Below are 13,956 nucleotides of genomic sequence, written 5' to 3' on the forward strand. Positions count from 1 at the left end.
GGCATGCATTCGAACACCCCGCGCATCGGCATCATCGGCAGTGGCGCCATTGGCGGCTTTTATGGGTTGATGCTGGCCCGGGCCGGTTTCGATGTGCATTTTCTGCTGCGCAGCGAGTATCAGGCCGTTCGCGAGCAGGGGCTTAGCCTGGACAGTGCCGTGCATGGCACGCTGCAAATGAAGGTGCAGGCTTACGTCAATGCCGCCGACATGCCGCCGTGTGACTGGCTGCTGATCGGTGCCAAGGCCACCAGCAACGCGCAGCTTGCGCCGTTGATCGTCCAGGCCGCTGCGCCCGGCGCCAAGGTGGTGCTGTTGCAGAATGGCCTGGGTGTGGAGGAGCAGTTGCGCTCGGCCTTGCGCAGCGACATGCATCTGCTTGGCGGCCTGTGCTTCATCTGTGTCAATCGCCAGGCACCGGGTGTAATCCGTCACCAGGCTCTAGGTGCGGTCAATCTGGGGTACCACAGCGGGCCGGCCATTGATGGTGGCGCCGCGCTGGTCGCGGAAGGCGCCGGGTTGTTCCAGGCCGCGGGCATCGATTCGCAGGCCATGCCGAACCTGGCCCTGGCTCGCTGGCAGAAGTTGGTGTGGAACGTGCCTTACAACGGCCTGTCGGTGCTGCTGGGGGCGAGCACCACGCCGCTGATGGCCGAGCGCCATAGTCGCGAGCTGATCCAGGCCTTGATGGCCGAGGTGGTGCAGGGGGCGGAAGCCTGTGGCCATGTGTTACCGGAGGGCTACGCCGAGCACTTGTTCCAGGTGACCGAGCGCATGCCCGACTACTGGCCGAGCATGTACCACGACCATGCCCACCAGCGCCCCCTTGAACTGCAGGCTATCTATGCCGAGCCGCTGGCACGCGCTCGGGCGGCGGGGTGCAGCCTGCCACGCATGGAGATGCTGTATCAGGCGCTGAGTTTCATCGACAGCAGTGATCGGCCCCACTGAAGGCGGCTTCGGCCTTGGCGGCACTCGCTGTGGGTCGCTCCAGCCCACGCCAGCAGCGCGCCGGACGGCAAAGCGTGCATCCGGCGCGCTGCTAAGCTGAAGCTTGCTCTGCCGCTGCGGCAGTCGAGGAGGTCGAATGATCCGCTCCATGCTGTACGCCACCGACCTCGGTGTCTACGCCCCTTTCGTGATGCAGCACGCGCTGGCGTTGGCGCGCACGTTCAACGCCGAATTGTATGTGATACACGCGGTAGAGCCGATGGGCCAGTTCGCCGAATCCCTCCTGCAAAGCTACCTCGATGAGCAGACGCTCGACCAGTTGCATAGCCAAGGCGTGAACACGGTGATGGCGAATATAGAGCAGCGGGTGCTGGAAAGCTTTCGCGACGAGCTAGGTGAAGAAGCCGATCTGGCGGTGATCAGAGCCGTGCGGGTACGGCAGGGCGACCCGGCCCAAGTGATTCTCGACCAGGCGCAGCGGCTAAGCGTCGACCTATTGATATTCGGTAGCCACAGCGCCGGTGCCGGGGTGGACGTACCGCTGGGGCGCACGGCGGTGCGGCTGCTGCAATTGTCGCCGGTGCCGGTGTACATGGTGCCTTTGGCGCAGCACCTGGGGCGTAGGAAAACATGAAGATGGCTGTAGGCCATTTCCGGCTGGCGCGTAACAAAATAGTTCTAGATTTATTTCCAGAACCACTAATATAGTTATATATCGTCGCTGCCTGCTGCCGCGGACTCATCGCTGAACCGAGGGGAACCTATGAAGCTTCAACAACTGCGCTACATCTGGGAAGTGGCGCACCATGACCTCAACGTCTCCGCGACGGCGCAGAGCCTGTATACCTCCCAGCCAGGTATCAGCAAGCAGATCCGCCTGCTCGAAGACGAACTGGGTGTTGAAGTCTTTGCCCGCAGTGGCAAGCATCTGACCCGCGTTACTCCGGCCGGTGAGCGCATCATCAATACCGCAGGCGAAATCCTGCGCAAGGTCGAGAGCATCAAGCAGATCGCCCAGGAGTTCTCCAACGAGAAGAAGGGCACGCTGTCCATTGCCACTACCCATACCCAGGCGCGTTATGCACTGCCGCCGGTAATCAGCAGTTTCATCAAGCAATACCCGGAAGTGTCCCTGCACATGCATCAGGGCTCACCCATGCAGATTGCCGAGATGGCTGCGGACGGTACGGTCGACTTCGCTATCGCTACCGAGGCGCTGGAGCTGTTCGGCGACCTGATCATGATGCCGTGCTACAAGTGGAACCGTTGCGTGGTGGTGCCGCAAGGTCACCCACTGGCCAAGCTGCCGAAGCTGACCCTGGAAGCCGTTGCCGAATACCCGATCGTTACCTACGTGTTCGGTTTCACCGGGCGTTCGAAGCTGGACGAAGCCTTCAACCACCGAGGCCTCACGCCGAAAGTTGTATTCACCGCGGCTGACGCCGACGTGATCAAGACCTATGTACGCTTGGGGTTGGGCGTGGGCATCGTTGCTGGCATGGCCGTGGATGCCAAGCTCGACAGTGACCTGGTGGCCCTGGACGCCAGCGAGCTGTTCGAAGCCAGCATTACCAAGATCGGCTTCCGCCGTGGCACCTTCCTGCGTGGCTTCATGTGCGACTTCATCGAGAAGTTCGCCCCGCACCTGACCCGCGAAGTGATGGCCAAGGCGATTCAGTGCCATAACAAGCAGGAGCTGGAAGAGCTTTTCGAAGGCGTCGAACTGCCAGTGCACTGATTCAAGAATGCTGGGGCTGCATAGCAGCCCCGGCTATTTCAAGCCTTGCTGATCAGGTTGCCCGCGTGCAACCCGCATTCCTTCTGCGTCGACTCTTCCCACCACCAACGCCCTTCACGCTCATGCTGGTTTGGCAGCACCGGCCGGGTGCACGGCTCGCAACCAATGCTGATGAAGCCGCGCTCATGCAGGCTGTTGTACGGCAGTTCAAGCATGCGGATATAGCCCCACACCTCTTCACTGCTCATCTGCGCCAGCGGGTTGAACTTGTACAGCGTACGTTCAGGGGTGGAGAAGGCACTGTCGATTTCCAGTGCCGCCACCTGGCTGCGGGTGCCCGGGCTCTGGTCGCGGCGCTGGCCGGTAGCCCAAGCGCTGACGGTGGCCAACTTGCGGCGCAACGGCTCGATCTTGCGAATGCCGCAGCACTCCCCATGGCCATCCTTGTAGAAGCTGAACAGGCCCTTTTCCTTGACGAACGGGTCGAGCTTGGCCCGATCAGGGCTGAGGATTTCGATCGGCAGGTTGTACTGCTCGCGTACCTGGTCGATGAACCGGTAGGTCTCCGGGTGCAGGCGACCGGTGTCGAGGCTGAACACCTTGACTTGCTTGTTCAGCTTCCAGGCCATGTCGACCAGCACCACGTCCTCGGCGCCGCTGAAGGAGATCCACAGGTCATCACCAAAATGCTCGAACGCGAGCTTGAGAATGTCCTGTGGGGACTTGTTGGCGTAGGTCGCGGCCAGGGCGGCGACGTCGAAGGGTTGGCTCATCAGGCGGTTTCCATCTTGGCTGTGGCGCTGTGCGCTCGTAATGAGGTGATGGTAACAAAAAAACGCGGGCTAGACGGACTCACAAGCCCTGCAAGGTTTGCATCAGCACCCGCACTTTGGCGATCGACTCTTCATATTCGGCCTGCCACTCGGAGTCGGCTACCACCGCGCCGCCGCCCCAGCAACTGACCTGGCCGTCCTTGACCAGCAGGCTGCGAATGGCAATGGAGCTGTCCATCTCGCCGCGCACATCCACATACAGCATAGAGCCGCAGTACAGCGCACGGCGCGATGGCTCCAGCTCGTCGATGATCTGCATGGCGCGGATTTTCGGTGCACCGGTGATCGAGCCGCCGGGGAAGCTGTCGCCGATCAGGTCCAGCGCGTCCTTGTCGCTGGCCAGCTGGCCGGTGATGCTGCTGACCAGGTGGTGGACGTTGGGGTAGCTCTCCAGGCTGAACAGCTCCGGTACCTGCACTGAACCGATTTTGCAGGTGCGCCCCAAATCGTTGCGCAGCAGGTCGACGATCATCAGGTTTTCCGAGCGGTCCTTGGGGCTGTGCAGCAACTCTTCGGCATTGCGCGTGTCTTCGGTCGGGTCGCTGGCGCGTGGGCGGGTGCCCTTGATGGGTCGGGTTTCCACCTGGCCCTGGTTGACGCGAATGAAGCGTTCAGGCGAAAAGCTCAGTAAGGCGCTGCCGTCGGCCAGTTGCTGGTAGCCGGAGAACGGCGTTGGGCAGGCCTGGCGCAGGGCCTGGTAGGCGCGCCACGGGTCGCCCTGGCAGGGCGCGCGGAAGCGTTGGGTGAGGTTGATCTGGTAGCAGTCACCGGCCTGGATGTAGCGTTGTACCTGGTCAAAGGCTGCTTTGTACTGCTCGGGCTGCAGGTCGCCGGCCATCGGCGCGAGCAGCTGGAACTCGCCGGCTTCGGCGTTGATTTCGCCTTGGAACAGGCTGATCAGGCGTTGGCGTTCGTCAGCTGCCAGGTTTGGGTGAAACACCAGTTGGCTGGTGCCGAGCAGATGGTCGCTGACCAATGCCCAAGCGTACAGGCCCAGTTGGGCGTCTGGCAGGCCGAGGTCGTCCACGGCATGGCTTGGCAGGTGTTCCAGGCGGCGTCCGAAGTCATAGCTCAGGTAGCCGATCAGGCCGCCGGCGAAGGGCAGTTCTACACCGTCGGGCAAGTCGGCGTAACCCAGTTGAGCCAGGCCGACACGCAGGCGCTGAAGGAAGGCGCGGCCTTCTTCGTGCGGGTGCGCTCGCAACTGTTGCAGCGGCCAGGCGCTGAGCAGGTCGAAGCGGCCGCGTTCGGCGCCAGGGCGGGCGCTGTCGAGCAGAATTGCGCCGGGGGCCTGGCGCAGGCGGGCGAAATAGGCGGCAGGGTCGGGCTGGTAGGGCAGGGGGTAAAGCGTACAGGTCGGCATCAGTGTGGACGGCGATGTAAAAGCGAGGAGGGCGATTGTAGACCTGTGTAGGAAAAGCGCCTAGCACTGGGCGCGACATTCAACATTGTGTTTGGCCCATTCGCAGCACAAGGCTGATCCTGCATTAGGGGCTGCAATGCAGCCCCCCCGGTATCTCAGCGGTTGGGTACGTGCCCAAACAGCCCTTGCGCGACCCGTACCCGCTGCTCGGCATCCTCGGTCACGCCGTCCTTGGCCAGCGCTTCGATATGCGCCTCGATGGCATGGGTACGCTGGGTCAAACCGCAGTCGTTGGCAATCTGGATGTTCAGCCCCGGGCGGGCATTGAGCTCCAGAATCAACGGCCCCTTTTCCTGGTCCAGCACCATGTCCACGCCAATGTAGCCCAAGCCGCACAGCTCGTAACAGCCGGCGGCCAGCTTCATGAAACCGTCCCAGTTCGGCAGCTGCACGCCGTCCACCGCATTGGTGGTGTCCGGGTGTTTGCTGATGATGTTGTTCAGCCAGGTGCCACGCAGGGTCACGCCGGTGGCCAGGTCCACACCCACACCAATGGCGCCCTGGTGCAGGTTGGCCTTGCCACCGGACTGGCGGGTTGGCAGGCGCAGCATGGCCATTACCGGGTAGCCCATCAGCACGATGATGCGGATATCCGGCACGCCTTCGTAGCTGATGCTCTTGAAGATCTGGTCCGGGGTCACCCGGTACTCGATCAGCGCGCGGTCGCGGTGCCCGCCGAGCGAGTACAGGCCAGTGAGGATGCTGGAAATCTGGTGCTCGATTTCCTCATGGCTGATGATCTTGCCCGACACCGTGCGGTAGCGGTCTTCGAAGCGGTCGGCGATCACCAGGATGCCGTCACCGCCGGCGCCCTGTGCCGGCTTGATGACGAAATCGTTGCGTCCGCCAATGATCTGGTCGAGCTTCTCGATCTCTTTTTCGGTCTCGATGATGCCGTACATTTCCGGCACATGGATGCCGGCCGCCAGGGCACGCTCCTTGGTGATGATCTTGTCGTCGACGATCGGGTACAGATGGCGCTTGTTGTACTTCAACACGTAGTCCGCGTTGCGCCGGTTGATACCCATGATGCCCCGGGCCTCCAGGGCTTTCCACGTCTTGATCAGGCCAAACATCAGGCGTCAGCCTTCTTCAGAAAAGCCTTGAAACGCACGAGCTCGGTCAGGCGGTAGCCGCGATAACGGCCCATCGCCAGCATGAAGCCCACCAGGATCAGCAGTACGGCCGGGAAGGTGAATACGAAGTACACCAGTTCCGGCACCATCATCAGCAGGTGTGCCACCGAGGCGGCGAACAGGGTGCCGATGGCCACTTTCATGGCATGGCCGCCGCCACGCTCTTCCCAGGTGATCGACAGGCGTTCGATGGTCATGGTCAGGATCACCATCGGGAACAGCGCCACCGACAGCCCGCGCTCCAGGCCCAGTTTATGGCTGAACAGGCTGATGGCGGCGATCAGTACCACGACGAAGGTCAGCACCACCGACAGGCGTGGCAGCATCTGCAGCTTGAGGTGTTCCAGGTACGAGCGCAGTGACAGGCCCAGGGCGGTGATCACCGTGAACAGCACGATGCCAAAGCCTAGCTGGGTCTCGCGGAAGGCCAGGGCAATCAGTACCGGTGTGAAGGTACCCAGGGTCTGCAGGCCAATGAGGTTGCGCAACACCAGGATCACCAGCACGCCGATCGGGATCATGACCATGATCATGAAGGTTTGCTGGGTTTGCAGCGGCAGGCCGTACAACGAGTACTCGAGGAAGTCGGCGTCGGTGTTCTCGTCGGTCAGCTTGGCCAGGCGGATGGCGTTCATCTCGCTGTTGTTCATGCTGAAGGTGACGTTGGCCTTCTTGCCGCCATCGACGGTGATCAGGTTGTCGTCACCCGTCCACCACAGCAGGCGGTCGCTCGGCAGGCCTTGCTCGCCGGTGTCCGGGTTGAAGTACAGCCAGTCGTTGCCGTTGAAGCTGCGCAGCCACAGTTCCGGGGTTTGCGGGGTGTCGGCGACCAGGCGGATGGTGTGCACCTTTTCCATCGGCACGTGGGCGATCGACAGCAGCAGGTCGATGATCTGGGCCTTCTTCATGGCCGAAGTGTCGCCGGCCAGCAGCAGCTTGACGTTGTCATCGTTGAGGTTGTTGACCCGCTTGATGGTCTCGCTGACGAAGGTTTCGACGTCGGCCGAGTGCTGGCGGATCGGTGCCATCAGGGCTTCAGCGGCGATCTTCTCGGGGCCTTCGACGGCCAGGCTGTCACGGAAGGTCGGGCCTTTGACCGTGGTCTTCTCGTTGCTGTAGCGCTTGGTCAGCACCAGGCGGTAGTAGAGGGTCTGGTTGCCACTGGCGCGGCGGGCCGACCAGGTGACCTTGCGGTTGCCGTCGGCGCGGTTGACGCTGACCCCGTAGTTGTTGGAGATGAAGCTCTCGTTCAGGCTGACGTAGTCGCGGTTCAGCGGCGGCACGAACATCTGCACCTTGACCGGGTCCTTGGTGCTGGCCACGAACTCGACCTTGGCGTCGATGTTCCACAGGTCGTCGGTTTCATCCTCGGTCACCGGGATGCCGAGGAAGAAGATCTGATAAGCCGTGACCGCCACGCCCAATAGCACCAGTACGGTGATCAGGACTTTCAGATGGAGGGTAAGAGAGCGCATCGGGATTACTCTGCTTTGGGAGCGTCGGTGGCACAGGCAGGTTTGCCGGCCGCATATTTAAGGCTTGGGTCAACCAGCGCGTCGAAGTGCTTGAGCGCCTCGGAGCCGATCAGCAGCGGGAACTGGAAGGCGCTGCGGTCGGTGAGGTTCACTTCGATGGTGCGCATGGCCTGGCCCATGCAGATTTCGAGTTCGATGACCGGGCGGGCCGTGTAGGCCTTGCCCGATTCGGCATCATAGTCGCCAGCCCGGCGCTTGATCTTGCTTACGCGTGCCAGTGGGCGTTCGATCGGGTGCGAATGGGCCGCATCGATGGCGAGGTAGAAGCGTACCCAGCTTTCGCCGTTGCGCTTGAACCGCTTGATGTCGCGGGCGCTGAGCGACGCGGTCTTGGCACCGGTGTCGAGCTTGGCGGCCACTTCCAGGTTCAGGTCGCCCAGCTGTGCGTATTCGTTGAGACCATACACGGTCTTGCCCGCAGCCTGGCCAAGGGCCGGCAGCAGGGTGAGGCATAGCAGCAATAAAACGGGTGTAAGTCTCATAATCCTGGCGCGGTGCAGTGCAAGGTTCTAGGCAAGGTTCGGGTCAAGGCGACTGGCAACGGCTGCGCAAGCTTCCTCGTGTATCTGTCAACAAGCATGAATGTATGACAGACAGGCTATCCATACCCCATTGGAGGCGCGGCATTCTATCACGCCGACGTCTTGACGCCAGCGGTGCGCGATCTGACAGCATCAAGGCGGTGATAGTTCGTTCTTAGACGATTGTCGACAATATTCATTTTGTCTTTGACTTGATGGGCTCTGTTGGTTAATTTCTGGCGAAGAGTTTTTCAAGGTGTCGACAATATGCAGGACCTTTCCACCCCTGGCCCAGTGCTGGCAGACGAAACGGAAACACTTTCCGAAAACGTCTTCCGGCGCATCCAGGCGGCCATCGTCAAGGGTGAAATCGCCCCCGGCAGCAAGATTTCCGAGCCGGAACTGGCGCGCACCTATGGCATCAGCCGTGGGCCGCTGCGCGAGGCTATCCACCGCCTTGAAGGCCAGCGCCTGCTGGTGCGCGTGCCGCATGTAGGGGCGAGGGTAGTGTCGCTCAACCACGCCGAGCTGATCGAACTGTACGAAATTCGCGAGTCCCTGGAAGGCATGGCCTGCCGGCTGGCGGCCGAACGCATGAGCCAGGCCGACATCGACGAGTTGCGCCGGGTGCTCGACACCCACGAGCGCGACGCTGCGTTCCAGGCCGGCCTGGGTTACTACCAGCAGGAAGGCGACTACGACTTCCACTACCGGATTATTCAGGGTAGCGGTAACCAGACCCTGGTCAAGATGCTCTGCGGCGAGCTGTACCAGCTGGTGCGCATGTACCGCATCCAGTTCTCCGCCACGCCCAACCGGCCGCGTCAGGCCTTTGCCGAGCACCACCGCATTCTCGATGCCATCGCCGACCGTGACGGCGAACTGGCCGAGCTCCTGATGCGCCGCCATATCGGTGCATCCAAACGCAATATCGAGCGCCACTATCTGGACGCCCACAACAACAGCCCACGAGGTGAGAAATGACTGTGAAGAGCACCCCCGGTCAGCGTTTCCGCGATGCCGTTGCCGCTGAACATCCGCTGCAGGTGGTTGGCGCCATCAATGCCAACCATGCCCTGTTGGCCAAGCGTGCCGGCTTCAAGGCCATCTACCTGTCCGGTGGAGGCGTGGCCGCAGGCTCCCTGGGCCTGCCGGACCTGGGCATCAGTGGCCTGGACGACGTGCTCACCGACGTGCGCCGTATCACCGATGTCTGCGACGTGCCGCTGTTGGTGGATGTCGATACCGGCTTCGGTGCCTCGGCCTTCAACGTTGCCCGTACCGTGCGCTCGATGAGCAAGTTCGGCGCTGCCGCGATCCATATCGAGGACCAGGTTGGCGCCAAGCGTTGCGGCCATCGCCCGAACAAGGAAATTGTCACCCAGCAGGAAATGGTCGACCGCATCAAGGCTGCCGTGGATGCCCGCAGCGATGACAGCTTCGTGATCATGGCGCGTACCGACGCGTTGGCCGTCGAAGGCCTGAACGCTGCCCTGGACCGTGCCGAGGCCTGCATCGAGGCCGGCGCCGACATGATCTTCCCGGAAGCCATCACCGAACTGCAGATGTACAAGACTTTCGCCGATCGGGTGAAGGCACCGATTCTGGCCAACATCACCGAGTTCGGCGCCACGCCGCTGTACACCACCGAAGAACTGGCTTCGGTCGACGTGTCGCTGGTGCTGTACCCACTGTCGGCGTTCCGCGCCATGAACAAGGCGGCCGAGAACGTGTACACCGCGCTGCGTCGTGACGGCACGCAGAAAAACGTGATCGACACCATGCAAACCCGCATGGAGCTCTACGATGCCATCGGCTATCACGCCTTCGAGCAGAGCCTTGATGCGTTGTTTGCCCAGAAGAAGGGCTGAGCGACATCTCCCGAATTAGCCAGAAAGCATCCATAACAAATTCAAGAAAGGAGAAACACCATGGCCGAAGCAAAAGTACTCAGTGGCGCAGGCCTGCGTGGCCAGGTGGCCGGCCAGACTGCACTGTCGACCGTGGGCCAGGCCGGTGCCGGGCTGACCTATCGGGGTTACGATGTACGTGACCTGGCGGCCGGTGCCGAATTTGAAGAAGTCGCCTACCTGCTGCTGTACGGCGAGCTGCCAACCCAAGCCGAGCTTGCCGACTACAAACGCAAGCTCAAGGGCCTGCGTGACCTGCCGCAAGCATTGAAGGAAGTGCTGGAGCGCATCCCGCGCGACGCCCACCCGATGGACGTGATGCGCACTGGCTGTTCGGTGCTGGGAACCCTCGAACCCGAACTGACCTTCGAGGCCCAGCGCGACAAGACCGACCGCCTGCTGGCGCTTTTCCCGGCCGTGATGTGCTACTGGTACCGCTTCACCCACCATGGCGTACGCATTGACTGCACCAGCGATGAAGACACTCTCGGTGGCCACTTCCTGCACCTGCTGCACGGCAAGAAGCCAAGCGAGCTGCACGTCAAGGTCATGAACGTGTCGTTGATTCTCTACGCCGAGCACGAGTTCAATGCCTCGACCTTCACTGCCCGTGTCTGCGCGTCGACCCTGTCCGATCTGTACTCTTGCGTTACTGCTGCCATTGGCTCGCTGCGCGGCCCGCTGCATGGCGGCGCCAACGAGGCCGCGATGGAGCTGATCGAGCGCTTCCAGAGCCCGCAGGAAGCCACTGCCGAGCTGCTGCGCATGCTCGAGCGCAAGGACAAGATCATGGGCTTTGGCCATGCCATCTACAAAGAGTCCGACCCGCGCAACGAGGTGATCAAGGGCTGGTCGAAGCAGTTGGCCGACGAAGTGGGCGACAAGGTGCTGTACCCGGTTTCCGAAGCCATCGACAAGACCATGTGGGAGCAGAAGCGCCTGTTCCCGAACGCCGACTTCTACCATGCTTCGGCTTACCACTTCATGGGCATCCCGACCAAGCTGTTCACCCCGATCTTCGTCTGCTCGCGCCTGACCGGCTGGGCGGCGCACGTCTTCGAGCAGCGCGCCAACAACCGCATCATCCGCCCGAGCGCCGAGTATGTCGGCGTCGAGCAGCGCCAGTTCGTGCCGATCGAGCAGCGCTGAGTCAGAGATTGCTGGGGCTGCTGCGCAGCCCTTTCGCGACACAAGGCCGATCCCGCAGGGACGGCGCAGTACCTGTGGGGGCGGCTTTGTGTCGCGAAAGGGGCGCGTAGCGCTCCCGAGGCCTGAGCCGCACCTGCCCCCGAATACCGTGACCGAGCCTGATAACGATATGAACACAGCATTCCGCAAGCACCTGCCAGGCACCGACCTGGACTACTTCGATGCCCGTGCGGCGGTCGAGGCGATCAAGCCCGGCGCCTACGACGGCCTGCCATACACCTCCCGCGTGCTCGCCGAAAACCTGGTGCGTCGCTGCGACCCGGCCACGCTCGACGCCTCGCTGAGCCAGCTGATCGAGCGCAAGCGCGACCTCGACTTCCCGTGGTTCCCGGCCCGCGTGGTGTGCCACGACATTCTCGGCCAAACCGCGCTGGTCGATCTCGCCGGCCTGCGTGATGCCATCGCCGATAAAGGTGGTGACCCGGCTGCCGTCAACCCGGTGGTGCCGGTGCAACTGATCGTCGACCACTCGCTGGCCGTGGAGTGCGGTGGTTTCGACCCGCAGGCTTTCGAGAAGAACCGCGCCATCGAAGACCGCCGCAACGAAGACCGCTTCCACTTCATCAACTGGACCAAGAAGGCGTTCAAGAACGTCGACGTGATCCAGCCGGGCAACGGCATCATGCACCAGATCAATCTGGAGAAGATGTCGCCGGTGATCCATAACGACCGTGGCGTGGCCTATCCGGACACCTGCGTCGGCACCGACAGCCACACCCCGCACGTCGATGCCCTGGGCGTGATCGCCATCGGCGTGGGCGGCCTGGAAGCCGAGAACGTGATGCTCGGGCGCGCCTCCTGGATGCGCCTGCCGGAAATCGTCGGCGTCGAGCTGACCGGCAAGCTGGCGCCGAACATCACCGCCACCGACCTGGTGCTGGCCCTGACCGAGTTCCTGCGCAAGCAGAAGGTGGTCGGCGCGTATCTGGAGTTTCACGGTGAGGGTGCCCGCGCCCTGACCCTGGGCGATCGCGCCACCATTTCCAACATGGCCCCGGAATACGGCGCCACTGCAGCGATGTTCGCCATCGACCAGCAGACCATCGACTACCTGCGCCTGACCGGCCGTGAAGAGCAGCAGGTCAAGCTGGTGGAGACCTACGCCAAGGCCGCCGGCCTGTGGGCCGACAGCCTGGGCGCTGCCGTTTATGAGCGTACCCTGAGCTTCGACCTGTCGAGCGTGGTGCGCAACATGGCCGGCCCGTCCAACCCGCATGCTCGCGTGGCCACCAGCGACCTGGCGGCCAAAGGCATCGCCGGCAGTTGGGAAGAGGTACCGGGGCAAATGCCTGATGGCGCGGTGATCATCGCCGCCATCACCAGTTGCACCAACACCAGTAACCCGCGCAACGTGATTGCCGCAGGCTTGATTGCACGCAATGCCAACCGGCTGGGGCTGGCCCGCAAGCCGTGGGTCAAGTCATCGCTGGCGCCAGGCTCCAAGGCCGTGCAGTTGTATCTGGAAGAGGCCGGCCTGGAGAAGGAACTGGAGCAACTCGGCTTTGGCATCGTCGCCTTCGCCTGCACCACTTGCAACGGTATGTCCGGCGCCCTCGACCCGGTGATCCAGCAAGAGATCATCGACCGCGACCTGTACGCCACCGCCGTGCTGTCGGGTAACCGCAACTTCGACGGGCGTATCCATCCGTATGCCAAACAGGCTTTCCTGGCTTCACCGCCGCTGGTGGTGGCCTACGCCATCGCCGGTACCATCCGCTTCGACATCGAGAAGGATGTGCTGGGTGTGGTCGATGGCAAGGAAATCCGCCTGAAGGATATCTGGCCCAGCGATGAAGAAATCGATGCCGTGGTGCGTGCCGCGGTCAAGCCGGAGCAGTTCCGCAAGGTGTATATCCCGATGTTCGCCATCGAGGAGGACCGTGGGCCGAAAGTGGCGCCGCTGTACGACTGGCGCCCGATGAGTACCTACATCCGCCGCCCACCCTACTGGGAAGGCGCCCTGGCGGGCGAGCGCACGTTGCGTGGCATGCGCCCGCTGGCGGTGCTGCCGGACAACATCACCACCGACCACCTGTCGCCATCGAACGCCATCATGCTCGACAGCGCCGCCGGTGAGTACCTGGCAAAAATGGGCCTGCCGGAAGAGGACTTCAACTCCTACGCTACCCACCGTGGCGACCACCTCACCGCCCAGCGAGCCACCTTTGCCAACCCCAAGCTGTTCAACGAAATGGTGCGCAAGGAAGATGGCAGCGTGAAGCAGGGCTCGCTGGCGCGTATCGAGCCGGAAGGCAAGGTCACCCGCATGTGGGAGGCGATCGAAACCTACATGCAGCGCAAGCAGCCGCTGATCATCGTTGCCGGTGCGGACTACGGCCAGGGCTCGTCCCGTGACTGGGCGGCCAAAGGTGTGCGCCTGGCGGGTGTCGAGGCAATCGTCGCCGAAGGCTTCGAGCGCATTCACCGCACCAACCTGGTGGGCATGGGCGTGTTACCGCTGGAGTTCAAACCGGGCACCGACCGCAAGACCCTGGGCCTGGACGGCAGCGAGACCTATGACGTGCTGGGCGCGCGTACGCCACGGGCGACCCTGACGTTAGTGGTTACCCGCAGCAATGGCGAGCGCCTTGACGTGCCGGTGACCTGCCGCCTGGACACTGCCGAGGAAGTGTCGATCTACGAAGCGGGTGGTGTGCTGCAGCGCTTTGCCCAGGACTTCCTCGAAGCGACCGCCTGAGT

General features: G+C 62.6%; 12 protein-coding genes. 7 read left to right on the forward strand and 5 right to left on the reverse strand.

What is annotated here, in order from left to right:
* Positions 1-3: 3 nt before the first annotated feature.
* The 3 genes from ACNQP3_RS09570 (at position 4) to cysB (ending at position 2,689) form a co-directional block, all read left to right on the forward strand.
* Complete coding sequence (locus tag ACNQP3_RS09570) at positions 4-951, forward strand: putative 2-dehydropantoate 2-reductase (RefSeq protein WP_012271584.1); 948 nt, start codon at positions 4-6, stop codon at positions 949-951.
* Positions 952-1,087: 136 nt separating this feature from the next.
* On the forward strand, positions 1,088-1,585 hold the full coding sequence (locus ACNQP3_RS09575) for a universal stress protein (RefSeq protein WP_012271585.1): 498 nt from the start codon (positions 1,088-1,090) through the stop codon (positions 1,583-1,585).
* 129 nt (positions 1,586-1,714) lie between these two features.
* The gene (gene cysB, locus ACNQP3_RS09580; protein WP_010953293.1) at positions 1,715-2,689 is read left to right on the forward strand and encodes an HTH-type transcriptional regulator CysB; all 975 of its coding nucleotides are present in this window, start codon (positions 1,715-1,717) and stop codon (positions 2,687-2,689) included.
* 38 nt (positions 2,690-2,727) lie between these two features.
* Here the strand turns inward: cysB and ACNQP3_RS09585 are convergent, their stop codons facing one another.
* From ACNQP3_RS09585 to ACNQP3_RS09605, 5 genes are all read right to left on the reverse strand, one after another.
* Positions 2,728-3,462: a phosphoadenylyl-sulfate reductase gene (locus ACNQP3_RS09585; RefSeq protein WP_003250299.1), complete on the reverse strand. Its 735-nt coding sequence runs from the start codon at positions 3,460-3,462 to the stop codon at positions 2,728-2,730.
* Between the two features lie 79 nt (positions 3,463-3,541).
* Entirely contained in the window at positions 3,542-4,885 is a 1,344-nt protein-coding gene (pabB, locus tag ACNQP3_RS09590; protein WP_060493054.1) for an aminodeoxychorismate synthase component I, read from the reverse strand.
* Positions 4,886-5,040: 155 nt separating this feature from the next.
* Positions 5,041-6,021 (reverse strand): alpha-L-glutamate ligase-like protein, encoded by a 981-nt coding sequence (locus ACNQP3_RS09595; protein WP_012271587.1) that lies wholly within the window; start codon positions 6,019-6,021, stop codon positions 5,041-5,043.
* Entirely contained in the window at positions 6,021-7,556 is a 1,536-nt protein-coding gene (locus ACNQP3_RS09600; RefSeq protein WP_012271588.1) for an inactive transglutaminase family protein, read from the reverse strand. The genes ACNQP3_RS09595 and ACNQP3_RS09600 overlap by 1 nt, the downstream gene beginning before the upstream one ends.
* Before the next feature lie 5 nt (positions 7,557-7,561).
* Positions 7,562-8,098, reverse strand: coding sequence for an ATP-dependent zinc protease (locus tag ACNQP3_RS09605; protein ID WP_012271589.1), 537 nt, complete (start codon positions 8,096-8,098; stop codon positions 7,562-7,564).
* A gap of 306 nt (positions 8,099-8,404) precedes the next feature.
* Between ACNQP3_RS09605 and ACNQP3_RS09610 the strand changes: the two genes are divergently transcribed.
* The 4 genes from ACNQP3_RS09610 (at position 8,405) to acnD (ending at position 13,954) form a co-directional block, all read left to right on the forward strand.
* On the forward strand, positions 8,405-9,121 hold the full coding sequence (locus tag ACNQP3_RS09610) for a GntR family transcriptional regulator (RefSeq protein ID WP_012271590.1): 717 nt from the start codon (positions 8,405-8,407) through the stop codon (positions 9,119-9,121).
* Positions 9,118-10,008, forward strand: coding sequence for a methylisocitrate lyase (gene prpB / locus ACNQP3_RS09615; protein ID WP_060493053.1), 891 nt, complete (start codon positions 9,118-9,120; stop codon positions 10,006-10,008). The genes ACNQP3_RS09610 and prpB overlap by 4 nt, the downstream gene beginning before the upstream one ends.
* Before the next feature lie 60 nt (positions 10,009-10,068).
* Positions 10,069-11,196 carry a bifunctional 2-methylcitrate synthase/citrate synthase gene (gene prpC, locus ACNQP3_RS09620; RefSeq protein WP_060514150.1) on the forward strand — a complete coding sequence of 376 codons (1,128 nt, stop codon included), beginning with the start codon at positions 10,069-10,071 and terminating at the stop codon, positions 11,194-11,196.
* A 169-nt stretch (positions 11,197-11,365) separates the two neighbouring features.
* Positions 11,366-13,954, forward strand: a complete 2,589-nt coding sequence (gene acnD, locus ACNQP3_RS09625; protein ID WP_060514149.1) for a Fe/S-dependent 2-methylisocitrate dehydratase AcnD — start codon at positions 11,366-11,368, stop codon at positions 13,952-13,954.
* The last annotated feature ends 2 nt before the right edge of the window (positions 13,955-13,956 follow it).

This window comes from Pseudomonas sp. LFS074, from assembly GCF_047978165.1.
GTDB lineage: Bacteria > Pseudomonadota > Gammaproteobacteria > Pseudomonadales > Pseudomonadaceae > Aquipseudomonas > Aquipseudomonas putida_P.